Raw genomic sequence first — 24,314 nt, 5'->3', positions numbered from 1 at the left:
CAGTGACAGACACATTCAGCTGGCGCACCCGTAAAACTGCCCGGGGAACGGAAAGCGCCCGTACGCTTCAGTCCCAGTTTGGCGACGGGTATAAACAGATCGCCGGGATGGGGATCAATGACAAGTCCGAAGTCTGGGAACTTGACTGGACGGGCACACGAAGCGAGGCCGCAGTGCTGCGTGCGTTCCTTATGTCGCACATTACAAAATCGTTCTGGTGGACGAACCCCTGGGGGGAGAAGAAGCTCTATCGGATGAGGGCTGATTCCTTCAGTGTTTCGTTCCCCTCCGGAAAAAAAGCGACAGTAGCGTTCACGTTCGAGCAGTCCTTTGCTCCCTGATTATCTTCAAATCCAGAATGACTTACCGCCTCCGGGCGGTTTTTTTATGGGGTGAATATGAGTTTCACGCAGGATGTTCAGCAGCTGGAACCGGGCCAGTTAGTCCAACTGATTGAAATAGACGGCACCGAATTTGGCATGGATACCATTTTGCGCTTCCATGCCCACAATATTGCTTCTGCAGGCTGGTCTGCATTCGCGGCTGACAACCTGCCTGCCATTATCTGGCAGGGTCAGCAGTACGACCCTTACCCTTACGAGCTGAAAGGCCTGGAGCTGTCCAGCACCGGTGCGCAGCCCACACCCACGCTTTCCGTGTCGAACGTCGGCAACTATGTGACTGCGCTGTGTCTCGAGTACGACGACCTGGCGAGGGCGAAGGTGAAGATCCACACCACGCTGGCGAAATACCTGGACGCGGCCAACTGGACAGCCGGCAACCCGAACGCCAGCCCGGCGGACGAGCGCGTGCAGCTTTTTTACGTCAATGCCAAAACCGCTGAAACACGGGTGCAGGTCGACTTTGAACTGTGCTCACCCTTTGACATCCAGAACCTGCAGCTGCCCACCCGGCAGATCACGCCGGTCTGCACCTGGTGCACGCGCGGCTGGTACCGCACCGGCACCGGGTGCGACTACAACGGGAACCGCTATTTTCTCAAGGATGGCACCCCCACGGATAAGCCGGCGCTGGATATGTGCGGCGGCCAGATGCAGGACTGCGAAGCGCGGTTCGGGACGGGTAACCCGCTGCCGTTTGGCGGCTTCCCGGCGGCAAACCTTCAGGGGAAATAACCATGCGAAAAAAACTGATGGATGCGATCCGCGCCCACGTCGCCGCGGAATATCCGAACGAGGCCTGCGGCGTGGTGGTACAGGCCGGACGGGCGCAGCAGTACATTCCGTGCCGGAATATTTCAGCAACGCCCACTGAGGCCTTCACGATCTCTCCGGAGGATAAGCTGGCAGCATCGGAGCAGGGAGAAATCATTATGATTATCCACTCGCATCCTGATGTGGTGCAGCTTGTGCCGTCCGAAATGGACAGGGTGCAGTGCGACTGGTCCGGGGTGGAATGGGGCATCATGAGCTGGCCGGACGGTGATTTTTGCACGCTGGCACCCCGTGAGGACCGGGACTACGCCGGGCGGCGCTGGGTGCTGGGCTTTGCTGACTGCTGGTCGCTGATCCGTGAGTGGTTTAAGCGTGAGCACGGCATTAACCTGGGTGATTACTCGGTACCGTACGAGTGGTGGGAGCAGGGCGAAAATCGCTACGACGATAACTGGGAGGCAGAAGGCTTTGTCCAGGTGGACCCCGCTGATATGCGTCCCGGCGATATGATCATGATGCGCATACAGGCGCAGGTAACCAATCACGCGGCTGTTTACCTCGGTCATCACGAGCACCAGGAAAACATCATGCTGCACCATAATTTCGGCAGCCTCTCTGCCCGGGTGCCGTACGGCAAATATTACCGCGACCGCACCGTTCGTGTGGTCCGACACAGGGAGCTGATGAATGCTGAAGACACTCATTCTTGAAGGCCGTATGGCGAAAAAATTCGGGCGCGAACACCAATTTCACGTTGAGGATCTGCGCGAGATGCTGCGCGCCATGTGCAGCCAGGTTCCCGGCTTTAAACGCTACCTGTCAGAAGGACATATGCAGGGGATCCGCTTTGCCTTCTTCAATGGCAAAAACAACATCGGCCTCGATGAGTTCGACATGACCCGCGGCGGTACGGTGTACCGAATTTCAGCTATTACCGAAGGCGCAAAGCGCGGCGGCGTACTGCAGATCGTTATCGGGGCGGTCGCTCTCGTGGCCGCGTATTTTACCGCGGGTGCTTCTTTTTCTGCGTGGGCTGCTGCAAACGGAATCAGCGCTGCAGCAGTAACTGCCTCGTCTACGGCCCTTGCCGGGATCGGTCTTTCTATGTCGCTTGGCGGCGTAGTGCAGATGCTGACACCCCAGCCAAAATACAATGTAGGCGCCTCATCCAGCACGGACAACAAACCCAACTACGCCTTTGGCGCGCCGGTGAACACCGTGGCTGTGGGTTATCCGGTCCCTGTGCTTTTTGGTGAGCGCGAGATCGGCGGGGCAGTCATCAGCGCGGGGATCTTCTCCAGCGACCAGCAGTAAATTTTATTGTCAGCTACAGGCCACCTCCGGGTGGCTTTTTTTATGGGTGAAATATGCGACTTCTCGAAGATGAAACCCTTATTCAGGGACGTAAAGGCGGTGGCGCTAAACAGCATACCCCTGTTGAAGATCCGGATGACCTGCTGTCGACAGCAAAATTAAAAATGCTGCTGGCGATCGCTGAAGGTGAAATCCAGGGCGAGCTGACGGCACAGAACATCTTCCTTAACGACACCCCGCTGGCGAACGCCGACGGAAGCTACAACTTCACCAGCGTGAAATGGGATTTTCGCCCGGGCACCCAGGATCAGGATTACATTCAGGGATTGCCGGAAGTCGACAACGAAATGTCGGCCAACGTGACAGTGACCACCACCGCGCCCTGGACACGCCAGTTCTCTAACCTGATGCTGGATGCCGTGCGTATTAAGCTGAGCCTGCCCGTACAGTACACCTATAAAGACAACAACGATATGGTCGGGACGGTCACGGAGTACGCCGTTGACCTCTCGACTGATGGTGCTGCCTGGCAGACGGTGGTTAACGGCAAATTCGACGGAAAGACAACCACGGAATACCAGCGCGATATTCGCATAGACCTGCCGGCGGCCACTACCGGCTGGGCTGTGCGGGTGCGTCGCATCACGCCTGATTCCGTGGGTAACTCAAAACTGATAAACGCCTTCAAGGTGTTCTCGTTTGCTGAGGTGATCGACAGCAAGTTACGCTATCCCAATACGGCGCTGCTGTATATCGAGGTCGATGCCAGCCAGTTTACCAGTGGGGCGCCAAAGGTGACCTGCAGGCCGAAGGGGAAACTGGTACGCGTGCCGGACTCCTACGATCCTGTTACGCGCACCTACAGCGGCACCTGGTCGGGTGGCTTCAAAATGGCCTACACCAACAACCCGGCCTGGGTATTTTACGATCTGGTGCTGGATGAGATTTACGGCATGGGCACCCGCATCGATGCAGGAATGATCGATAAGTGGGAGTTGTACGCCATTGCGCAGTACTGCGATCAGAAGGTGTCGAACGGGGCGGGTGGTACAGAGCCGCGCTTCACCTGCAACGTCTACATCCAGAGCCAGCAGGACGCCTACACCGTTCTCAGCGATCTGGCAGCGATATTCCGGGGGATTACCTTCTGGGGCAACGACCAGATTTACGTGCGCGCGGATGTGCCGCAGGATGAAGTGGATTTTACTTACCATGCCTCTAACGTGATCGACGGGTTGTTTACCTACGGCGGCGGCAGCTACAAAAACCGCTACTCGTCTGCTCTGGTGTCCTGGTCTGATCCGCAGAACCATTACAGCGACACCGTTGAGAGTGTCTACGATTCCGACCTGGTGAAGCGGTACAAGGTCAACCAGATGTCGATGACGGCGATTGGCTGCACATCCCAGAGTGAGGCGCACCGCCGGGGCCGCTGGGCACTGCTGTCTAACGCGCGCGACGGAACGGTGTCATTTGGGGTGGGGCTGGACGGTTATATTCCGCTGCCTGCGGAAATTATCGGTATCGCAGATCCATTCCGTGCCGGCAAACAGAACGGCGGGCGTATCCGGGCAGTCAGCGGGCGTAACGTAACGTTTGATCGTCCTGCTGACTACGCCGCCGGCGACCGCCTGGTGGTCAACCTGCCGGACGGCAAGGCGCAGACGCGGACAATCGCGTCCATCAGCGCAGACAAACATACTGTTACGGTCACCACTCCCTTCAGGCTGCCGCCTGAGTCCGGCGCAGTGTGGGCCATCGACAGCGACAACCTGGCTATCCAGTATTTTCGTGTGACATCCATCCGGGCGAACGACGACAGCAACGGTGGTTTCACAATCACCGCGGTTCAGCATGACCCGAATAAATACCGATATATCGATGACGGTGTGCGCATTACCCCGGCGCCAGTCACCGTCACGCCGGTAAGCGTTCTGTCGGCACCGAAAAACATCATCCTCACCGAAACAGACCACATCGAGCAGGGGCTTACCGTTGCCACCATGAATGCTTCCTGGGACAGGGTGGATGGTGCTATCCGGTACCAGGCGCAGTGGCGCAAGGATAATGGCGACTGGATAAACGTTCCGGTGAGTAGCGCACAGGGTTTCTCTGTGCAGGGAATTTATTCCGGAGGTTATGATGTGCGCGTACGGGCCCTGAACGCCCAGGAAAGCTCTTCGCCCTGGGGCTATGCCGATACTACCCATCTCACCGGAAAAGCGGGCCGCCCCGGTACGCCAGAGAATTTGCTCGCATCTAACAATGTGATATGGAATATCGATCTTACCTGGTCATTCCCCGATGGTTCAGGCGATACGGCCTATACGGAAATACAAAGATCCACAACGGATGACAAGGCTAACCCCCTGTTACTGGCGCTGGTACCGTACCCGGCCACACATTACCAGCATGGGCCAATGCGGGCGGGCGTCAGTCAGTGGTACCGTGCGCGCCTTGTTGATCGGATCGGTAACCAATCAGACTGGACAGACTGGGTGCGCGGCATGTCGAGCGATCAGGCCAGCGATTATCTGGACGCCATTAAAGACGAAGTGCTGAGCGCAGAGGATGGCAAAGCATTAACGGAGCAAATCGACTTCAACATCGCAGGCATCCTGCAGAACACCCTGACTGGCATTCAGGGGGCGAAAATCACCTTCCAGCAGTTCGGAGCGGCGTATGCGGAAATCTCAAATGCGCAGATCCTGATTGCTGATGCTAACCAGGCGTTTGCGCAGTTCCAGGAGCTGGTTGCTGTTAAGTTCGCCGATAATGAAGCAGAGATTTATGAGGTCAAAACTGCACAGGCAACGGCTGATAAAGCTTTTGCTGAATATCAGCTCACTGTGGCGGCTGACTTCAGGGGCATGAACAGCAGCATCACCACCATTCAGCAGGCTCAGGCAAGCGCAGACCAGGCTTTTGCGCAATACCAGCAGCAGGTGACGGCTAAGTTTTCGGATCAGCAGTCAGCCATCAACCAAAAGATGACAGCTTATGCTGATGCAGCCAGTGCCAATGCAATTTATACCCTCAAGGCTGGAGTGAAATATAACGGCAATTACTATGACGCCGGGATAAGCGTTGCAGTCATTGCAAACGGTAATGCCATTTCCACCCGTGTTGCGATCAATGCCAACGAGTTCGTGATGCTGTCCGGCAACGGAACCGCAAATATGTACTCGCCGTTCGCTATCGTCGGGGGCCAGGTCTTTCTGAACAGCGCGTTCATCCAGGAGGGAACAATCACAAGCGCCATGATTGCGGGCTATATCCAGTCAAACAACTACGTCCCTGGCTCGGTTGGCTGGCGACTGGATAAGGGGGGCACTTTTGAAAACAACGGTTCGGTGGCAGGGCAAGGATCGATGCGGCAGACAAACCAGAAAATTTCAGTAAGGGACGCAAATGGCGTTTTGCGTGTCCAGATCGGTTATATCGACGGGGTGTTCTGATGGCATTTGGTATACAGACCTGGAGCGCTAGTGGCGTCCCTAATAACTACGGCATCAAGCCGGTTTCCGTTGTCGGACGTATTCCACTGGGCGAGGGGCAAACTTCCGGCAGCTGGTCGTTCACCATCCCTGCGGGTATGAAGGTCGGGTTTGCGATTTCACTTGATAAAGGGGCGGTTACGGTTGGCCGCCGGATCGTTGCGAGCGGCAATACTATTACTCTCAGCGCAGCCAGTAGTGTCGGGGTTGGTAACTATCCGGCTTCTGAATGCGAACTCATCGTTTTCATGGAGAAAGCATAATGGCCGGTTATGGTGCGCTAATTACGCTTGAGAACGGCAATCCCTTTATCACTCCTAATTCAACACCGTTCTGCCTTTATCAAAAGGTCACAGTAAATTCCGCAAATACTGGCGGGAATTATCAGGGGGCCAGCGTGGATATTCCCATCGACGCGAGCTATCCGGCCATTGTTTTCTGCAAAACGTCTAACGCGGCAACGGTAGGGGCAACGCGTGTGGGCAATGTGATCAGGGTCGGTTCGAGCAGCCCAAACGGATGCAGCCACACCCTGACAGCCTACGTTTTCGCTATATTTCCGCAGAATTTACCTGCATGGGGTATGGCGATATGGGACGAAAACGGAAAGCTTGTGCTCACGAATGAAAGCCGTGTTTTAAGCGATCTGGTGACTATCGGAACGCCGGGGAATGGCGGGGGCATTAATATCGACCAGACATTGTCTGGGTCATATGCAATCGTCCCTACATTTCTTGGATCTTCGCTGTATCAGGTGATGGTGCAGGGCCAGCCGGTCATTATTAACGTGACGGCCTATGCAGGTGCATTATTCAACGGGTCCACTACCAGAATTAACGCTCAGGGTAGCCAGATTGGCCAGGGTAGCCCTGCCGGTGGGACTAATACCGGAGTCGCTATTACCGCCATTAACACCGCAGCATACGATTAAGCCAAACAGTAACCCTCTCCCGCAATTTAACAGAATTCCACAACTCAGCTCAGGCTGGGTTTTTTTATGGAGCAAATATGTCCGCAGGCACAATCAAGCTTACTAACGGCTCTACTGCAGTTGTCGGTACCGGCACTGCATTCACCTCAGATCTGAAATCAGGTGACGTTATTACCGCTACAGTCGGGGGAATATTCTTCACGCTGTTTGTTGACGCCGTGACGAATAACACCACTCTTACACTGACCGATCCATTCACCGGCCCGACAACTTCCGGGCTGGCCTGGGTTGCTGTTCCGCAGCTGGCGCTCAACCGAATTACCGCCGCCCTGGCTGCTCAGACTGCCGAGTCGGTGCGCCGGGTGCTGCAGGAGAACGCCAACTGGCAGGCTTTCTATTCCGGCACGGGTGATATTACTGTTACGCTCCCGGACGGTTCGCCAGCGGGGCGGCCGTTAAGCGGGCCATCATGGGCAAAAATGTCAGGCCTGGTGAACTCTGCACTGCAATGGCGCGGTAACCTCCCGGCAAACGCCAACCTTAACACTTATGGGCCTACATCAGCGTTTTCTGGAGGTTGGTCCCGATCAGTCACCAGTAACACTACTGCTGCTTATAACTTTCCTGAGGATGCAGCGCCTGGTGTGCTGGAAGTTATGCCGGGAGGGTTACAGGGATGCACGCAGAGATATACGACCGGAAGCGGTAACGTTTATGTCAGGTCACTGACTGCCGCATGGAACGGAACAGATGGACCGTGGGATGTATGGAAATTAGTTGGCGTAAATACAAGGGCTGGATTCTATTCTGGAGATATGAATGCCCTTGTAACACCTGGTGTCTGGTCTACAACAAACACTATTACCAATGGCCCATTAATAAGTGGTGGTTCTAATCCGACAACTGGTATTTGTGAAGTAATACTCAGGAACGCAAGCAACACCGTTTTACAGCGTTACACCAATATGTCATCCAGCACCGCGACGTATAACTATACGTGGCAGCGTACCCTGTACGGTACAACCTGGTCGCCGTGGGAGTTGATGGGAACAAAGGCGTTGAATGACCTGGGGATCGGCATTCCAGTCTCAATGGTTTCCGCTATGGACTGGCAGACTTTTAACTTTGTTCCCGGCGCTCAGCATGTTTGCCTGCCGTCTAACCAGACGAACGTCCCACCAGGACTGACCTATGCGGGCACGTCATCACCAACGAACATTAATGTTCTTGGTGGCCGTGCAAATACTACAGCGCTGGTGATCCTGGTTACTCAATTCACACAGTCGGCAGCAGGTAAAAGCTATTACATTGTCATGTCAGGCGTGGCTGGAAGCCGCACTTTTGCTGTTTATGAAAACTTCACATCCGCCAGCATTGTCCCGATTGCCAATGGTGGCACCGGGTCGGGTTCTCCTTTCGGTACTGGCGCAGGTCAGTTTACACAGGGTAACGACGCCAGACTGGGGACTGTGGCTGGCAAATCCGGCGGGGAGATCAGTTCCGCAGTCTCAGTTGATGTAGCCCCCTGAAACTCCAGACAGTAGCTGTATCTCCAGATAAGAGATAGGCTTGAATATATGTCTAACACTAACGCCAATTTTGAGATGACCGGGATCCTGTTAGGGCAAGAAGTCCGTAAACGTAAAACTCCTCAGGAGAAGATCGCCATTATCCAGCAGACGATGGAGCCGGGCATGAATGTCTCCCATGTCGCCCGCCTGCATGGCATCCAGCCCAGCCTGCTGTTTAAGTGGAAGAAGCAATATCAGGAAGGCAGCCTCACCGCCGTTGCGGCCGGGGAAGAAGTTGTTCCAGCTTCTGAGCTTACTGCTGCTCTGAAGCAGGTCCGGGAGCTTCAGCGCCTGCTGGGCAAGAAGACGATGGAAGTTGAGATCCTGAAAGAAGCCGTGGAGTACGCTCAGTCGCGAAAATGGATAGCGCACGCGCCCTTGTTGCCAAAGGACGGGGAATAGCCCTGGTCAGCCGCACCATGGGCGTGTCGCGTGCGCAGCTGTCACTGCGAATTAACCGTTCTGCCGACTGGCAGGACAGGCGCTGTAACCGGCGTGATGACGAAGCAGACGCTGAAATACTGTCAGAGATCCTCGATATCATCAGCGATATGCCCAGTTACGGCTATCGCCGTGTGTGGGGCATCCTGCGTACGCAACGTCGTACAGAGGGACTGCCCCCGTGAACGCCAAACGGCTTTACCGGCTTATGAGCGAGCATAATCTGCTGTTACTGCATGACAAACCAGAGCGGTCGAAGCGTGAACATAAGGGCAAAATCGCGGTGGCAGAAAGCGATATGCGCTGGTGTTCAGATGGCTTCGAGTTCGGCTGCGACAACGGTGAGAAGCTGCGGGTCACGTTCGCGCTGGACTGCTGCGACAGAGAAGCCATAGACTGGGCAGCGAGCACAGGAGGCTACGACAGTTCGACGGTGCAGGATGTGATGCTGAGGTCGGTGGAAAAGCGCTTCGGCGACGGGCTGCCGACCACACCGGTTCAATGGCTGACGGATAACGGTTCAGCATATACCGCGCATGAAACGCGGAGGTTCGCCAGAGAGCTGAATCTGGAGCCGTGTACAACAGCGGTGAGCAGCCCGCAGAGCAATGGCATGGCCGAACGGTTCGTGAAGACGATGAAGGAAGACTATATCGCGTTCATGCCAAAACCAGATGTGAGAACAGCCCTGCGAAACCTTGCAGCAGCGTTCACACATTACAATGAAAACCACCCGCACAGCGCGCTGGGATATCACTCCCCGAGGGAATATCGGCGGCAGCGGACATCGTTAACTTAAGATACAAAAGCTGTCCGGAGATGGCGGGTCAAGATCAGTTCCGCAGTCTCAGTGAATGGCTCAATGTCAGTCATTACCGCGGGCTCGAGCTTCGGAACGATCGAATTCCTGCACCCGCCGACAAAAGCAAGAATGTCTTATGCATTTTCAGAGAATTATGGAGATATAGTTTTTGTTACTACTGTTGCTGCTGGTGCTGGCACAGATAAATATTATGCCATGCGACAGGGAGGGAACTTTACAACGCAAGGGAATATCTCCTGCGTGTCGCTCACCCAGACTTCGGATGCGGACAAAAAAGACGACATCAAGCCGATAGAAAACGCGCTTGATAAGGTTTTGTCTCTGGATGGCGTCACGTTCAACTGGAAGGATGGCGGCCTGCCTTCTGCTGGTGTTATTGCCCAGCAGCTGATTGATGTTCTCCCTGAGGCTGTAGGATCTGTTTTTGATGATCACAACCATTACGCAGAGGTTGAGGAGACAGAAGAGGTGGAAGAGGTTGACGAAAATGGGAATGTCACAACCATCTCCAGACCAGTCAAAGTCACTCGCCTGGTTAAGCCTCTTGATGAATCAAAGCGCAGTTACACCGTGGAATATTCCGGCGTGGTGGCATTGTGTTTGCAGGCGATTAAGGAGCTTAACGCTAAGGTAGAAACTCTGGAAAAGAAACTAAATCCGCAGGGGACGGAAGACCAGCCAGATGTTCAGCCGTAATTATTGATAGGTGTCACCGCATTGAACTGGCCCCTTTTTAAAACTACTGTATGTATACACAGTAATAATAAATGAGAGGTCACCATGCCCCGCCAATCTGACATTAACTCGGCTTTCCACGCTGCTATTCAGCTCAACCCCAAAGGTTACCGTTGCCTGAGGTCTTCTGACTTCATTCGTGAACTGGCAAGTGTTCATCATCATTTCACCCTGGCTGATGCCAACGAATGGATAGAACTTTATCAAACGGGCTTCGTTGACAAAACGCCGGACGATAGCGAAAACCGCTTCTGGATCCTACGCAATATGGGTCAGGTGTTCTGATGGGCTTCGTATCTCCGGCAACCGATTATGTCGAGCAGCGTTTATCCCCTGCGAGTATCTGCACCACGAACGAAAGCCGCATCCTGGAAACGTCATGCGGCTTCGCCGTTATCGAACCGGTCACCCGGTTGGTACAGAATCAGGTTCTGCTGATCCTCAGTGGCGGTCAAACCTAATTTGCACGATTTCTGGGAAAAGCATTAATCACAGAGGACGGCGAGGCGATAGAAGGCGACGCAGCGGAAGAGGTAGAAGTCATGGGCAGGGTGACTTTCTTCATCAATAGCACTGACGCTGATGATTCTCCGGTCTAAGAAGCGATACGCTTTTGGGGGCAACATTGGGGGCAAAAATCATTTTGGGGCGTCTTTTGGGGCGCTGAAATGACCGATATTGTCCAACATTGCCCAATGCCCATATCTTTCAACTAACTGATTTTATGGTAATTAAATGAATTTTCTGAAATTAAAAAATCAGTTTCGTAGTTTAACTATGATAATGTTGTTCCGTGGAGTAAACCGGAAATTATCTGCTGTAAGCGCATTGACATCTAATCCCCCACACTTCCTCCATTTTTTTTGCAGTTATCGAATTGCACAGCAAGTTGTCGCAGGACAGTACAGCGTTAACAAGAATCATGCTTAAGGCATTTGTTTGCGAGGATAGAAAGGCTTCGGAAAAGCAGATGCGCCTAAAGGAGTGATGAACTTCATCAACATTACCGCGGTGATAGGGTCCGGGTGATGTAAGAGGCGGACACCTAAAAACTATGAGGAGAGCGGCTGATAGTCTTTCTTTATAAGGTCAATATTTACTGTGAGCGAGATGCGTAAGTTAACATCAGTCTTTACTACTGATGAAATTTTAATAATGATCAAGGCACTAATTAATTGAAGGTAAATGACATCAAGTACAAAAGCAATCACTTTTTTATAGAAATGCTAATCACTATACATTATGATGGATAAGAAGCCCTAATCTTTAAAAGCTCCCGAAAAAGAAAGATTCAACGTAATACAATGTTTAAAAAAATCCATTTTTATATCAATAAAGACAGGTACCTGATATGAGCGAAGCCGATATAATTAATAAAGCAGTTGTATGGTGGGAAAAAACGGTTGAGTACAAATTCATTTGCGATTGCTTAGAGAAAGGAATTATTAAAACAATTTCGCCACTTGCTGGGAATGAAGAAAGAGTTGGTGACGCAATATCAATTCTTGAAAATTCTTTAAAGCAGCATAAATTCTATATTATTGAATTTAAGAGAGAGCTAAATGAAGTGGAATTTGAAAAGGAGCTCAAGAAATTCCCTCAGCAACTTAAGGGCTATGAGTCTGCTCAGAGATGTTTTAACTCAAAAGCAGCAAATAAACTAAAGAAAGCTCACTATTTTATTGCTGCTAAATATGAAGGTGGACGTTTTGAACTCTTTTCAAGAGAATACTTCGCATCTAACAAAAATATAACTAATACCTTAGAGGAGGCATTTTCCTCAGAAACAGGTTTGACGCAAGAAGAGTTTAAAGAATATGTATTGTGTTTCACAACTCATAAACAAAAAAATACCTGCTATAAGTGTCCAAATAGAAATGAAGGAGGGTCGGCAAATCCAGACCCTGATGGCGATTTTTCACCAACAGGTGGGGGTGATGGAGTTATTATTGATAAGGAAGAGGAAAAAATCCTAACTATGGTTGTTGCAATAAACCCTGAGACAAAGGATTGTACAGCCTTTCCTTTAGAATGGATACGTGTTACAGGGAAGAAGGGAGGCGAATCGAAAGTGATGAACCCTACGATTTCGGGAGGCCCCCGAAGCCCTAGTGGTGGTGAGGTGTTTGTAAAGAATGAAATCATTATCACACAATATAAATACAGCGATTCATTTCCTGCTGACCTTTCGCCTCCTGAAGATCTCAAAGAAGAAATTATTGGTTAGCGCAACGGCCCTTGGCGAAAGCGGACATTTAATAAATGGCGCGACTGCCTTTCATCTAGCTCCGCTTTTTGCACTTCATAGACCAGTAGTGCTAAACGGACCAAGGCGCATTTTACTTGATGGTAGTTATCAAAACTCGAAGTTGATCTCGTAAAAACAATAGGTTAAAAAACAGGTAAAGTAAGCCATTGAATCTGATTTTAAGATGTTAATATTTTATAAAACAATGACTTAATTCGATTATTCGAAACTACTGCTGCGCCACATGGAATGGTTCGAAGCTGCAGACCTGATCGTTAAAGGTATGGAAGGCGCGATTAACGCCAAAACCGTAATTTACGATTTCGAACGTCTGATGGAAGGCGCTAAGCTGCTGAAATGTTCAGAGTTTGGTGACGCGATCATCGAAAACATGTAATCCGCTTTTCGGGTTGTATGCGAACGGGAGCCTATTGGTTCCCGTTTTTTATGGGCTTTTGATGAATGAATCTGAAGAGACCCTAAGCTAAATCCCGTTATTTTAATTTGAAACCGCGCTGCATGACCGTTTCGCGTAAATTGATTCGCCCGCCGAGATAATCCATGCTGGTCGCGGAATCAACGACGGAGCCGGCCCAGGTTTTGTCGCGCATACTCTGGCGACGACGAAATGCCTGATATGCATTTTCATAGCCTTCAAGGTACGAGCGATAGCGATCCTGTTGGTAGTGATTGTAATGGAGCACCGTTGGCTGAGCCGGTCGCGGGCGAATGCTGCTGGTTCTGGCTCTGTCGGGCCACCCGGTTGCCATGCCAAACGTGACAAAGCTGTACTCAGGCAGGTTGATGATTTCCGCCACCTCTTTGGCGATATTACGCATCACCCCGAGATAGACTATTCCTAAGCCTATGGATTCTGCTGCAACGGCAGCGTTCTGGGCGGCAAGCGCGGCATCAATCGATGCCATCAGGAAAGAGTCAAGATAGTCGAGCACAACAGGTTCTTTACCGGCATCTTTTGTTATTCCTGCCCCTCGCGACAGATCTGCTACCCAGAGGAGCAATGCGGGTGCTTCCTCAATCCACGGGATACGCTCCACGGGCACTGAACGTGCTACGGTATCTGAAATACGCTGTTTAAGCGCCGGGTCCGTAACGGCTACCAGGCTCCACTGATTCAGGGCAGAGGAGTTTGAGGCTGATTGCGCCGCAGCGACCATGGTCTCTATTGCCCCATCCGGGAGAGGTTCAGGCAAAAATGTCCTGACAGATTTATGGCCCAGCAGAGCTTCAACTTGTGGCGTCCAGATAATGTTGTCTGGTTTGGGTTGCTCAACACCGTATCGGGCTTCCAGCAACGCCTGTTGTTTTGCAGTAACGTCAGTCATGGTTTTACTCTCCTTCGGCAAATTTCATGACCGCAGGATAGCTGGAGTTGCCACACGGATAAGCCCCCCATTTACGACTTCAGTTTCCATGTGTGTGCACAATCAGTTGGCATACTTTAAAATAGAGTCATGGATCATCTCTTAGCTATACGCATATTCCAGCGCATCGTAGAGACGCGCTCTTTCACAAAGGCCGCAGCACACCTGGATTTGCCGCGCTCCACTGTCAGTAAGAATCTCAAATCATTAGAGGAACATATAGGCACTAAGCTGATACAGCGCACGACACGTACTGTCACCTTAACGACTGAGGGTGCCGAGTATTACAGAAGGATCAGTAAGCTCGTCACTAAACTTGATGAAACCGAAGGTGCCATTCGGGATATGGGCGCCGCCGCGAAAGGAAGGCTGCGCATCGATCTTCACTCCTCGCTGGCGAATTTTGTCCTGATGCCGGTACTCGAAGAGTTTCGTGAACGTTATCCCCATATACAGCTGGCGCTTGGGGTGGGCGATCGCCCAGTCAATCTCATTGAGGACGGTGTAGACTGCGCCATTCGCGCAGGTGAGCTGACGGATTCTTCCCTGATTGCGCGAACACTGTATAAAGATCGCTTAATCACCTGTGCAAGCCCCGGCTACCTGAAACAGTATGGCGTGCCCAAAAAACTGACGGACCTTGAAAATGGACATAAAATTGTCGGCTATTTCAGTGCTGCAACCGGTGAGGCTTGGCCTCTGCGTTTCATGAGCAGGGGAGGCGAAAAACAGTTGGCAGCATTTGATATCGCCGCGAATGATAGTGCCGCGCTGATAAGTATGCTTGTCCACGGCATGGGCATAGGGCAAACACATGCTTCCGTAAGCCGTCGCTTTATAGCATCGGGTGAACTTGTTCCTGTTCTTGAAGATGTTACGCACAGACAATTTCCTGTCTCTATTATTTTCCCGCCAACAAAGCCGTTAAATGGCCGATTGAGAATATTCATCGACTGGATGATTGAGAGATTTTCTGGAAATAGTACCTGGTAGGAAGCCGATGGGTGCCCGTTTTTTATGGTTACGCAGGAGGAATAATGCTTGATGATACAGCGCTTCGCCGCATTGCCGCAGGTGAACTCTCCGCGGTTACGCCAGCAGAGCTTGCCGCCGAACTTCTGACTATCCGCCAGGAGAACGCCCGCCTGAAGCAGCTTCTCGCAAGAGAAGTGAAGCTCCCTTATGTCAGCGCCAGCCCGGTGTGCGATATCGAGGCCGGATACGCGGCAGGCGTCACCGACAGCAAGGAGGCGATACGTCGGGCAGGGTTTTTAATCGAAGGGGATGATTAACAGATGAAACCCGGCGAGATGCCGGGTCTGCTCACGTTAAAACCAGTTAAATTTGTCCGAAAGTATAAGCAACAAGGAACTGGCACAAACAAGGTTAATACAAATCACGAATCTGCTGGAAACATTCATGTTATCAATACCATTATGGCTGTACTGGGATTGTGCTAATAAGCGTAATCGCAAATCCCAGAACGTCAAATCGCAGGATAACAGGCAAAAAAAAGCCCACGAAACGTGGGCAAGTAATACTGGAAGCAATGTGAGCAATGTCGTACTGAATACCTGAGTGATTTGCTCAACTATTCAGTGTTGAGAAAGATAATGTTTCTCATTAACGATTGCAACCCCATCTTTTGTGTGGGACGCCCTTTGTGGACTTAATCTTAAAATCTTCACGTGATGGCTATCACAAACTTGCATTTCTGAATCCTGTGCTAAGCTTTCTGTGTACTTGATTTGACGACAAAAACCATACAGAGAGGAAAGCAGTTATGGGAATCATATCCTGGATTATCTTTGGGCTTATTGCAGGTATTCTGGCGAAGTGGATCATGCCGGGCAAAGATGGCGGTGGGTTCATCGTTACGGTCATTCTGGGCATCATCGGTGCCGTAGTGGGTGGCTGGATCAGTACCCTGTTCGGATTCGGCAGAGTCGATGGCTTTAACTTCGGCAGCTTTATGGTTGCAGTAATTGGTGCGCTGGTGGTGCTGTTTATTTACCGTAAGGTAAGAAGCTAACCCGACACACTTCAGAAAAAAGACCGCCAATGGGCGGTCTTTTTTCGCGATTTACCACCAGCCTAACTGGCTTCCGGCCACGGCCACAATGGCGACAATCAGCATCATAATCGTCGTTTTTCTCATTTATCCCCCAGGCGCAGCGTAGCCGCCGATAAAAAACCACGTTAAAAACACCACCGCCGTGATAAAAATCACGATCGGGAACAGAATACCAAGCCGCATGCTATCACCTGTCCTGAAATACAAAACCCGTCGAGTGTACGGGGTTAATCGATATTGAGAAAGGGCGTTTTCCGTTTCCCTTTTTTATCGCTGTACATGGCGGCGTCGGCTGTCCGCAGCGCGCTATCGGCATCCAGTCTGGCAGGATCCACCTCAATCACCCCCAGGCTGGCGCCCGGGTAGACCAGATGCACATCCCCCAGCCAGTACTCCCCGGCTATCTGCGCGCTTAGTTGTCTCTTCAGCACCGTCAGCGACGTCTGCTCGCCGCTTTCGCTATCATTACTCAGGCAGGCCACCAGGAACTCGTCGCCACCCAGCCTGCCGACGATATCATCCTCGTCGCGTCCTTCATTCAACCGTCTACCCACTTCCACCATGAACCGATCGCCAGCCTCATGACCAAAGCGATCGTTAATGAGCTTAAAATTATCCAGGTCGATATAGGCGATAATGGCGTTGCGGTTCAGATGGCGCGCGAGCGAGAAGAGGGTTGTGAGATTCTCGAAGATGGCGCGACGGTTCGGCAGGCCAGTAAGGGCATCGGTATAGGAGTAAGCAATCAGAGCGGCGTTGGCTTCGCGTAACTGCCGGAGCAGCGACTCTTTCTCAATGTACTGGGCGATAAGCCCGGCGAAGAGCTGTAAAACCTGCTCGCCGCGTTCGCTCAGCGGCTGTTTAAGGGTGCTGGTGGCGCACAGCGTGCCGTAGAGCGAACCATCCGTCAGATGGACCGGGATACTCACGTAAGTGGTGATACCCAGCGCTTTTGCCGCGTCGCAGTCCGCAAAGCGTTCAGGTACGTTATCGCTATAGAAACAGTCGGAGTCGATCGCCCGTTTACACAGCGTATCCCCCCAGGGAACGCTGAGCCCTTCCGGGATTTGCATCTGTTTGCTGTTTCTGGCGTAGAGAATATGCTGCAGCCGGGCGTTGATATCAATTTTGGTAAGGTAGGTGGACTCCATGCCAGTCACTATCTCAAGCATTTCGAGCAGCTGACGCACCAGGCCCTCAAGTGATTGCTCAGTGCTGAGCGTTTCAGAAACACGGGCAAGAATAATATCCGACATGACGCTGCTCAACTCCCCTTACAGGTGATCTCTGTACCTGTCTGATTTGCTCAAAGATTGACGGCGGATAGTAAAACATGAATTAACAACATTTCATATATTCAGGCGAGGAACGGCACATTATGGCAGGAAAAAGCCCCGGCGCAGGGCCGGGGAAAATAACAGCTTGATTACGGAATGATGTTCTCTGGTCTTTGCGAGAACGACATCACTATAGCGAGGAAAGATGTCGCCAGAATGAAGAAATCATGGAGAAAGATTAACCGCTCCCCCTGGTGACAGGGCAGACCGGCTGAGATAAACTTTGCTAAGATAATTCTTAAACTCTCAGTATCCAGCACGAGGAAGTATGTTCCAGTTAAATCCGGGCAGCCTGGCGATGGTTATCGGCGCCCGCACGCCAGCAGGTCGTCGCAATATTGGTAAATCTGTGGAGCTGTTTAGCCTCTGTCAGCCGGGGCAGCGTTTTTTAAACCCGGTTAACGGCGTGGTGACCGAGCTGCCGCGAGGGGCAGAACGTCCCCTGTGGCTGGTGACCGGTGATGTCTGGTCGGTGGATAACCAGCACGGCTTTGCGTTTGTTCGCCCGGAACACCTGATGCCGCTCACTCCTGAAGAGGCGCCTGAAACTCTCGACGCGCTGATGCTGGACTGAATTACAGCTCACGCAGCCAGTCGGCTAACACCAGCGCGTGATTTTGCTCCCGGTCTTTCGCGCCGTAGAGCAGCGTCACGGTCTGGTTGTCTGCCAGACGGGCAATGCGCCGTCCCTCATCCTCCTGCAACGCCAGCTCCTGACGATAAAGTTTGCTGAAGCTGGCGAAATCGATCGCCTCACTGTGAAAGTCCTTGCGCAGTCCATTGGAAGGCGCCAGCGTTTTACACCACTCATCGCACGCTAACGCCGCCTTTTTCATGCCCCGCGGCCAGAGCCGATCCACCAGGATACGGTAGCCATCTTTCTGGTTTGCTTCGTCATACAGTCGTTTGCACTGAATCATTCTCTTGCTCCTTAATCCGGGTGATGCGGTGCTGGCGGTCACGATCGTAACGCTATCACAGGTTGGCTTTCCGCTTTCGCCCACTTATTTTAAGGTGTTGTGATATCAACGAAAGATCGGTAGTCTGACGCGCCTTATGTTATCTGATATTTATCTGGCATAAGGATCACTCTATGGAACTCTCGGCCCTAAAAGATACCCTCCGAATTGCGCTGGTCGGCGACTACAATCATGACGTGCCGGCTCACCAGGCGATCCCTCTCGCCATTGATGATGCCGCCGCGGTGCTGGACATTACCGCCGACTACGACTGGCTGGCTACCACCGAATTAACCAGCCCGGAAGACCTGGTCGGCTACGACGCGATCTGGCTGGTTCCTGCAAGTCCTTATAAAAATGCTGACGCTGCGTTCATTGCGGCGCGGTATGCCCGTGAGAACAGCGTGCCGTTTCTGGGCACCTGCGGCGGATTCCAGCATGCGCTCATTGAATATGCGCGTAACGTTCTGGGCTGGCAGGATGCCGCCCACGCAGAAACCGATACCGTAGGGCGAATGGTCATTGCCCCACTGACCTGTTCGCTGGTGGAGGTCGCCGATACCATTGAACTACGCGCCAACACCCTGATCGCTAAAGCCTATGGTCAGGAGGAGATCGAGGAAGAATATCGCTGCAATTATGGCGTTTCGCCTGAATTTGCGCAGGAGCTGGAGAAGGGCGATATGCGCGTCACCGGCTGGGACGCGCAGGGGGAGATCCGTGCTATTGAACTGGTCACCCATCCATTCTTCGTGGCGACGCTGTTCCAGCACGAGCGCGCTGCCCTTGCAGGGCGTCCTGCGCCGCTGGTGCAGGCGCTGCTTCGCGCGGCACAGCGTTACTGAATAAAAGGGCTTAGCCGGGTGTGATCTCCCGGTCACGCCCGGCAAGGATCCCGCACACGGCCATGATGACTGACACCAGCGCACAGGCCAGCAGCGGGATCCGCCAGTCGCCGTTGGCATCATGGATTTTACCCATCAGCGGCGGGCCACAGGCGGCAAGCAGATAGCCGACCGATTGCGCCATCCCGGAAAGGGCTGCCGCCTGATGGGCCGAACTGGCGCGCAGGCCAATAAACGTCAGGCCGAGGATCATCGTGGCACCGGAGCCAAAGCCAAAAATCAGCGTCCACATCACCGCCATCGTCGGCACAAACCACAGCCCGGCAGCACTTACCGCACACATCATCGCCGCCAGTCCGGCGATACCGCGCTGATCTTTCAGGCGAAGCAGGATCAGCGGCACGACAATTCCCGGTGCTGCGGTCGCCAGCTGTAACAGCCCGTGCAGGGAACCCGCCTCGGTTTCGCTGTATCCGTGACTCTGCAGGATCGCCGGGAGCCAGCCAATAATCACATAGTAAATCAGCGAGTTAATCCCCAGAAAAAGCGTCACCTGCCAGGCCAGTGCGGAACGCCAGATGCCCCGGCTGTGCAGGGCGCGGGCGCCGCTCAGGGAGCCGACAGGGCGCTGACGCCATTGCGGGAGCCACAGCAGCAGGGCCAGCAGAGGAAATACCATCAGCATTAACAGCGCGCCGTGCCAGCCCGCGCCGCTCAGGGCAACCGGCACCACCAGCGCCGAACCCAGCGCGGCGGCAGCTCCCATGGTCAGGGAGTACGCCCCGGTAAGTTTCGCCACCTGGCCGGGGAAATCGCGTTTGATCAGCCCCGGCAGCAGGACGTTGCCCAGCGCAATACCGCAGCCAATGATGGCGGTGCCGCCAAACAGCAATGCTGAAGAGGGAAGCGAACGCAGGGCAATCCCGGCGATGATCAGCAGCAGGGCGATAAAGAGGCTGCGCTCCATCCCGATGCGCCGGGCGAGGCCAGCCGCCAGCGGCGAAATCAGCGCAAAGGCCAGCAGGGGAAGGGTGGTAAGCAGCCCGGTCTGGGCGGTGGTCAGGGCATAATCTGTACGAATAGCATCCAGCAGCGGCGCTGCACCGGTAAAGGTCACCCGCAGTGAGGTGGCAATCATCAGGATCCCGGCAATCAACAGCGCGCGCTGTTTGCCGGTAGCAGAAAGGGCAAGGGTCATGGGAATCTCTTACGTCGAAATGAGGCTACAGGATACGCATTTTCACCGTGGTTGAAATCAAGCTAAAATGACAGATTATCGCTAATATCGGACAAAATGATGCCTGGACTCGGCCTTGCGGGATACGATCCCGACAGCCAGCACGATCCTGCGGTGGCGTTTCATGTGCGCGTGGTGGAAGACGAGCAGCGCATTCCGTTCCACCAGCACCGCAAAGGTCAGCTGATCCTCGCCCTGCACGGGGCCATTACCTGCGAGGTGGAAAATGCCATGTGGATGGTGCCCCCGCAGTTCGCCGTCTGGATCCCCGGCCTGCTGCCGCACAGCAATAAGGCCACGCCCAGCGCCCGCCTCTGCTTTTTGTTTATTGAACCCGGCGCGGTATCGATGCCGGACCGCTGCTGCACCCTGAAAATTTCACCTCTGGTGCGGGAGTTGATCCTGACCCTGGCGGAGCGCAGCCCCGCTGAGCAGGAGCCTGCCACCCGGCGGCTGGTGCAGGTGCTGTTTGATGAGCTGCCCCGACAGCCACAGGAGCAGTTGCAGCTCCCGGTATCCACGCACCCCAAAATCCGCCTGATGAGTGACACCATGGCCGAATCACCTGCCGCCTGGCAGACGCTGCACCAGTGGGCGCGCCATTTTGCGATGAGTGAGCGCAATCTCGCCCGGCTGGTGGTCAGCGAAACCGGGCTCAGCTTTCGCCGCTGGCGGCATCAGCTCCAGCTGATTGTCGCCCTGCAAGGGCTCATTAGTGGGCAGTCAGTGCAGCAGGTGGCGCAAAACCTGGGTTATGACTCCACCACGGCATTTATCACGATGTTCAAAAAGGGGCTGGGCCAGACCCCGGCCCGGTATGTCGCCAGCCTCGCTACGACTTCCCGATAAACAACGACACCAGCCCGGCGGCGATCAGCGGGCCAACCGGGACGCCGCGGAAGAGCGCCACGCCCAGCACCGTACCCACCAGCAGGCCGGCGACCAGCGTGGGCTGGGAGCTCATCAGCGTAACGCCGCGACCGCCAAGCCAGGAGACAAATACCCCCACGGCAATCGCGATCAACGATTTCCAGTTCATAAAGGCATGGATAAGCGTAGAGGCCGGTAAAGTACCGCTGGCGATGGGGGCCATCACCCCGATGGTCAGGATGATGATCCCCACGGTTAGCCCCTGTTTTTCAATCCACGGGAAAAAACCGCTAAGCGGCGTCACGCGGACGATGATCAGCACCAGAATTGATATTGCGACCGTGGTGTTATGGCTGATAAAGCCCAGCGCGGCCAGGCCCAGAAGAATGAGCAGGGTAGGGTCAAACATGTGGTATTCCTTGCCAAAATAGAAAAGTAAACCTGCTTACTTTACGTGCTCGCGCGCCGGTAAAAAGGGTTTTGTGCAAAAAAGAGTGTGATTTGGGCGATTGCCTGAAGTAGAGATGCGGGGCGGACTAACGCCAATGAACAGGCGTGTCAGAGGCGGGAAAATGGCGTACTTTTCGAACAATCACCGCTGACGTTAAGTATCAGCAAAACCAACAACATGACAATTTTCAACTTTTTTCTACAGCTCTTATTCTCTTCAAGCTGCGTTGTTCCGGTGTACACACTTCTGCAAAATTTACGTCAGTTTATGTGCCTGCTCGTTAAGCACTTTCGTTAACGAAAGGATTCGGTTTGGCAGCGGTACACCACGCCACTCTTCGCTCAGGCACAGCAATGAAAAAATTAACGTTTAACCCCCATCCCCTGGCTCTGGCGCTGATGACCCTCTTTTCCGGCGCAGCGCTTGCCACGGACACTATCAGCACAGCGCCGGTGAACGATCAGGATGTGATCACCGTGACGGCCCCGGTTCTTTCCCCACTTGAAGTGGTCACGTCGCCTAAAACTCCGCGCCAGCCGGTGCCAGCCAGTGACGGCTCGGAATACCTGAAAACCATCCCCGGCTTTAGCCAGATCCGTAACGGCGGCAGCAATGGCGATCCGGTATTTCGCGGCATGTTTGGCTCACGTCTGCGCCTGCTGACCAACGACAGCGAAATGCTCGGCGCCTGTCCGGCGCGAATGGATGCGCCAAGCTCGTACATCTCGCCAGAAAGCTACGATCTGCTGACGGTCACCAAAGGGCCGGAAACCGTACTCTGGGGGCCGGGGAACTCCGCCGGGACGGTACGCTTCGAACGTGAACCGCCCCGTTTTGACAGCGCCGGCATCAAGGGCGACGCCAGCTTCCTCGCCGCTTCGAATGACCGCTTTGATGAAAATGCCGATGTCAGCTTTGGTAACGACACGGGCTATGTACGTCTCAACGGCAATAAATCGAAATCGGGCGACTACAAAGACGGTAACGGCGACCGCGTGGCCTCGAAATGGGACAAGTGGAACACCGATCTGGCCATCGGCTGGACCCCGGATGCGGATACGTTACTGGAACTCACCGCCGGCCAGGGGGATGGCGACGCAAGCTATGCCGGGCGCGGCATGGACGGATCCCAGTTCAAGCGCGAAAGCCTGGGCCTGCGCTTTAAGAAAGAGAATATCGGCGACGTTTTCGATTCCCTGGAGATGAGCGCCTATTACAACTACGCCAACCACATCATGGACAACTACTCCATGCGCTCCCCCGGCATCCCGGATTCCGGCTCCATGAACGGCATGCCGATGGGATCGATGGATATGTCGATGCCGATGGAAAAACAGGTCGATCGTCGCACCGTCGGCGGCAGGATGTTGGGAACCTGGCTATGGTCAGATTTCCAGCTGCAAAGCGGGCTGGATATGCAGACCAACACCCATCGCAGCAATGAAGATGATGAGGACAAAGGCTGGCAAGAGGATGCACGTTTTCACGATTACGGCGCGTTCGGCGAGCTGACGTGGAATGCGACCGATCTGAGTAAAGTGATTGGCGGCGCGCGTCTGGATAAGGTCGAGGTGGATAACTATACCGGCATCGGCAGCGACAGCCGCGAGGATACCCTTCCGGCGGGCTTCCTGCGCGTGGAGCATAATCTGGGCACGGCACCGGCGATGGTCTACGCCGGGCTCGGTTATACCGAACGTTTCCCCGATTACTGGGAGCTGTTTTCGCCTACCTATGGCCCGGACGGCACCTCGGATGTCTTTGATAATCTCAAACCAGAGCAAACCACCCAGCTTGACGTCGGCGCCCAGTACAAAGGCGAGCGTACCACCGGGTGGATCTCCGCCTACATCGGGCGCATCAACGACTTTATCCTGTTTAGCTACGATCCAAACGATTCCCACGTCAGCCAGGCCGACAACGTGGATGCCACCATTATGGGCGGGGAGATGGGCGCCTCGTATCAGCTGAGCGATCAGTGGAAAACCGATGCCACTCTTAACTACTCCTGGGGGGAGAACACGGACGATCATCAGCCGCTGCCGCAAATGCCGCCGCTGGAGGCACGTCTTGGCCTCACGTGGGAGCAGGGCGACTGGAGTTCAACCGGCCTGCTGCGCATGGTGAGCCCGCAGCATCGGGTGGCGATGAACGAAGGTAACGTGGTCGGGAAAGATTTCGATCAGAGCGCTGGCTTTGCCATTCTCTCCGCCAACGCAGCATGGAAGGTGAATAACTACCTGAAGCTGAGCAGCGGCGTCGATAACCTGCTCGACAAGAACTACAGCGAACACCTGAACCTGGCGGGGAACAGCAGCTTTGGCTACTCCTCCGACACGCCGGTAAATGAACCGGGTCGAACCGTGTGGGCAAAAATGAACGTTACGTTCTGACAGAGAGCTAACGTAAAACCGCCGGTCG

Annotated in this window: 26 protein-coding genes and 3 pseudogenes; 21 read left to right on the top strand and 8 right to left on the bottom strand. The window is 53.7% G+C overall.

What is annotated here, in order from left to right; translation table 11 throughout:
• Nucleotides 1-2 precede the first annotated feature (2 nt).
• The 14 genes and pseudogenes from DVA44_RS14525 to DVA44_RS14460 all read left to right on the top strand — a co-directional run.
• Nucleotides 3-341: a phage tail protein gene (locus DVA44_RS14525; protein ID WP_114387359.1), complete on the top strand. Its 339-nt coding sequence runs from the start codon at nt 3-5 to the stop codon at nt 339-341.
• A gap of 57 nt (nt 342-398) precedes the next feature.
• Entirely contained in the window at nt 399-1,136 is a 738-nt protein-coding gene (locus DVA44_RS14520; protein ID WP_114387358.1) for a phage minor tail protein L, read from the top strand.
• Nucleotides 1,137-1,138: 2 nt separating this feature from the next.
• Nucleotides 1,139-1,885: a C40 family peptidase gene (locus DVA44_RS14515; RefSeq protein ID WP_114387357.1), complete on the top strand. Its 747-nt coding sequence runs from the start codon at nt 1,139-1,141 to the stop codon at nt 1,883-1,885.
• Nucleotides 1,863-2,489, top strand: a complete 627-nt coding sequence (locus tag DVA44_RS14510) for a tail assembly protein (protein WP_114387356.1) — start codon at nt 1,863-1,865, stop codon at nt 2,487-2,489. Before DVA44_RS14515 ends, DVA44_RS14510 begins: the two co-directional genes overlap by 23 nt.
• A gap of 53 nt (nt 2,490-2,542) precedes the next feature.
• The gene (locus DVA44_RS14505; RefSeq protein WP_114387355.1) at nt 2,543-5,947 is read left to right on the top strand and encodes a host specificity protein J; all 3,405 of its coding nucleotides are present in this window, start codon (nt 2,543-2,545) and stop codon (nt 5,945-5,947) included.
• Nucleotides 5,947-6,249, top strand: a complete 303-nt coding sequence (locus tag DVA44_RS14500; RefSeq protein WP_114387354.1) for a hypothetical protein — start codon at nt 5,947-5,949, stop codon at nt 6,247-6,249. Before DVA44_RS14505 ends, DVA44_RS14500 begins: the two co-directional genes overlap by 1 nt.
• The gene (locus DVA44_RS14495; protein WP_114387353.1) at nt 6,249-6,917 is read left to right on the top strand and encodes a hypothetical protein; all 669 of its coding nucleotides are present in this window, start codon (nt 6,249-6,251) and stop codon (nt 6,915-6,917) included. Before DVA44_RS14500 ends, DVA44_RS14495 begins: the two co-directional genes overlap by 1 nt.
• A 77-nt stretch (nt 6,918-6,994) precedes the next feature.
• On the top strand, nt 6,995-8,446 hold the full coding sequence (locus DVA44_RS14490; protein WP_114387352.1) for a pyocin knob domain-containing protein: 1,452 nt from the start codon (nt 6,995-6,997) through the stop codon (nt 8,444-8,446).
• Between the two features lie 75 nt (nt 8,447-8,521).
• Nucleotides 8,522-9,728, top strand: a pseudogene (locus DVA44_RS14485) (IS3 family transposase).
• Between the two features lie 63 nt (nt 9,729-9,791).
• Nucleotides 9,792-10,448: a tail fiber domain-containing protein gene (locus DVA44_RS14480; protein ID WP_114387351.1), complete on the top strand. Its 657-nt coding sequence runs from the start codon at nt 9,792-9,794 to the stop codon at nt 10,446-10,448.
• An 84-nt stretch (nt 10,449-10,532) separates the two neighbouring features.
• Nucleotides 10,533-10,772, top strand: coding sequence for a hypothetical protein (locus tag DVA44_RS14475; RefSeq protein WP_114387350.1), 240 nt, complete (start codon nt 10,533-10,535; stop codon nt 10,770-10,772).
• Nucleotides 10,772-11,086: pseudogene (locus tag DVA44_RS14470) on the top strand (hypothetical protein). Before DVA44_RS14475 ends, DVA44_RS14470 begins: the two are co-directional and overlap by 1 nt.
• Before the next feature lie 752 nt (nt 11,087-11,838).
• The gene (locus DVA44_RS14465; protein WP_114387349.1) at nt 11,839-12,714 is read left to right on the top strand and encodes a hypothetical protein; all 876 of its coding nucleotides are present in this window, start codon (nt 11,839-11,841) and stop codon (nt 12,712-12,714) included.
• 244 nt (nt 12,715-12,958) lie between these two features.
• A pseudogene (locus DVA44_RS14460) lies at nt 12,959-13,132 on the top strand (NADP-dependent isocitrate dehydrogenase); the annotation flags it as partial.
• A gap of 97 nt (nt 13,133-13,229) precedes the next feature.
• Here DVA44_RS14460 and DVA44_RS14455 read toward each other — a convergent pair.
• Nucleotides 13,230-14,081: a nitroreductase family protein gene (locus DVA44_RS14455; RefSeq protein ID WP_114387347.1), complete on the bottom strand. Its 852-nt coding sequence runs from the start codon at nt 14,079-14,081 to the stop codon at nt 13,230-13,232.
• Nucleotides 14,082-14,210: 129 nt separating this feature from the next.
• Between DVA44_RS14455 and DVA44_RS14450 the strand changes: the two genes are divergently transcribed.
• The gene (locus DVA44_RS14450; protein ID WP_114387346.1) at nt 14,211-15,113 is read left to right on the top strand and encodes a LysR family transcriptional regulator; all 903 of its coding nucleotides are present in this window, start codon (nt 14,211-14,213) and stop codon (nt 15,111-15,113) included.
• A gap of 44 nt (nt 15,114-15,157) precedes the next feature.
• Nucleotides 15,158-15,412, top strand: a complete 255-nt coding sequence (locus DVA44_RS14445; RefSeq protein WP_114315271.1) for a hypothetical protein — start codon at nt 15,158-15,160, stop codon at nt 15,410-15,412.
• Nucleotides 15,413-15,448: 36 nt separating this feature from the next.
• On the opposite strand, the gene yncL is transcribed toward DVA44_RS14445, so the two are convergent.
• A complete protein-coding gene (yncL, locus tag DVA44_RS26265; RefSeq protein WP_071886459.1) occupies nt 15,449-15,541 on the bottom strand; it encodes a stress response membrane protein YncL in 93 nt (30 codons plus the stop codon).
• A 362-nt stretch (nt 15,542-15,903) separates the two neighbouring features.
• Here yncL and DVA44_RS14435 point away from each other — a divergent pair, with 362 nt between their 5' ends.
• Nucleotides 15,904-16,152, top strand: coding sequence for a GlsB/YeaQ/YmgE family stress response membrane protein (locus tag DVA44_RS14435; RefSeq protein WP_032617669.1), 249 nt, complete (start codon nt 15,904-15,906; stop codon nt 16,150-16,152).
• 51 nt (nt 16,153-16,203) lie between these two features.
• Here DVA44_RS14435 and DVA44_RS26260 read toward each other — a convergent pair whose 3' ends face one another.
• From DVA44_RS26260 to DVA44_RS14420, 3 genes are read right to left on the bottom strand one after another with little or no spacing between them, the layout of a single operon-like run.
• A complete protein-coding gene (locus tag DVA44_RS26260; RefSeq protein WP_369522040.1) occupies nt 16,204-16,257 on the bottom strand; it encodes a hypothetical protein in 54 nt (17 codons plus the stop codon).
• A 21-nt stretch (nt 16,258-16,278) separates the two neighbouring features.
• Nucleotides 16,279-16,377, bottom strand: coding sequence for a YoaK family small membrane protein (locus DVA44_RS14425; RefSeq protein WP_103179242.1), 99 nt, complete (start codon nt 16,375-16,377; stop codon nt 16,279-16,281).
• Nucleotides 16,378-16,421: 44 nt separating this feature from the next.
• Nucleotides 16,422-17,450: a sensor domain-containing diguanylate cyclase gene (locus DVA44_RS14420; RefSeq protein ID WP_114387345.1), complete on the bottom strand. Its 1,029-nt coding sequence runs from the start codon at nt 17,448-17,450 to the stop codon at nt 16,422-16,424.
• A 349-nt stretch (nt 17,451-17,799) separates the two neighbouring features.
• On the opposite strand from DVA44_RS14420, the gene DVA44_RS14415 reads away from it, so the two are divergent.
• Nucleotides 17,800-18,105, top strand: coding sequence for a hypothetical protein (locus tag DVA44_RS14415; protein ID WP_103179244.1), 306 nt, complete (start codon nt 17,800-17,802; stop codon nt 18,103-18,105).
• 1 nt (nt 18,106) lies between these two features.
• Here the strand turns inward: DVA44_RS14415 and DVA44_RS14410 are convergent, their stop codons facing one another.
• Nucleotides 18,107-18,451 (bottom strand): DUF488 domain-containing protein, encoded by a 345-nt coding sequence (locus DVA44_RS14410; protein WP_103823803.1) that lies wholly within the window; start codon nt 18,449-18,451, stop codon nt 18,107-18,109.
• A 173-nt stretch (nt 18,452-18,624) separates the two neighbouring features.
• Here DVA44_RS14410 and DVA44_RS14405 point away from each other — a divergent pair, with 173 nt between their 5' ends.
• Nucleotides 18,625-19,335: a CTP synthase gene (locus DVA44_RS14405; RefSeq protein ID WP_114387344.1), complete on the top strand. Its 711-nt coding sequence runs from the start codon at nt 18,625-18,627 to the stop codon at nt 19,333-19,335.
• Between the two features lie 10 nt (nt 19,336-19,345).
• Here the strand turns inward: DVA44_RS14405 and DVA44_RS14400 are convergent, their stop codons facing one another.
• Nucleotides 19,346-20,533 (bottom strand): CynX/NimT family MFS transporter, encoded by a 1,188-nt coding sequence (locus DVA44_RS14400; protein WP_114387343.1) that lies wholly within the window; start codon nt 20,531-20,533, stop codon nt 19,346-19,348.
• 96 nt (nt 20,534-20,629) lie between these two features.
• On the opposite strand from DVA44_RS14400, the gene DVA44_RS14395 reads away from it, so the two are divergent.
• Nucleotides 20,630-21,421 carry a helix-turn-helix transcriptional regulator gene (locus tag DVA44_RS14395; protein WP_103179248.1) on the top strand — a complete coding sequence of 264 codons (792 nt, stop codon included), beginning with the start codon at nt 20,630-20,632 and terminating at the stop codon, nt 21,419-21,421.
• Here the strand turns inward: DVA44_RS14395 and DVA44_RS14390 are convergent.
• A complete protein-coding gene (locus tag DVA44_RS14390) occupies nt 21,405-21,851 on the bottom strand; it encodes a DUF441 domain-containing protein (protein ID WP_103179249.1) in 447 nt (148 codons plus the stop codon). The two genes, DVA44_RS14395 and DVA44_RS14390, sit on opposite strands and share 17 nt — an antisense overlap.
• 395 nt (nt 21,852-22,246) lie before the next feature.
• On the opposite strand from DVA44_RS14390, the gene DVA44_RS14385 reads away from it, so the two are divergent.
• A complete protein-coding gene (locus DVA44_RS14385; protein WP_114387342.1) occupies nt 22,247-24,286 on the top strand; it encodes a TonB-dependent copper receptor in 2,040 nt (679 codons plus the stop codon).
• The last annotated feature ends 28 nt before the right edge of the window (nt 24,287-24,314 follow it).

The sequence above is a fragment of the Leclercia sp. W17 genome (assembly GCF_003336325.1).
Lineage (GTDB): Bacteria > Pseudomonadota > Gammaproteobacteria > Enterobacterales > Enterobacteriaceae > Enterobacter.
This window is presented reverse-complemented; position numbering and strand designations above follow the sequence as displayed.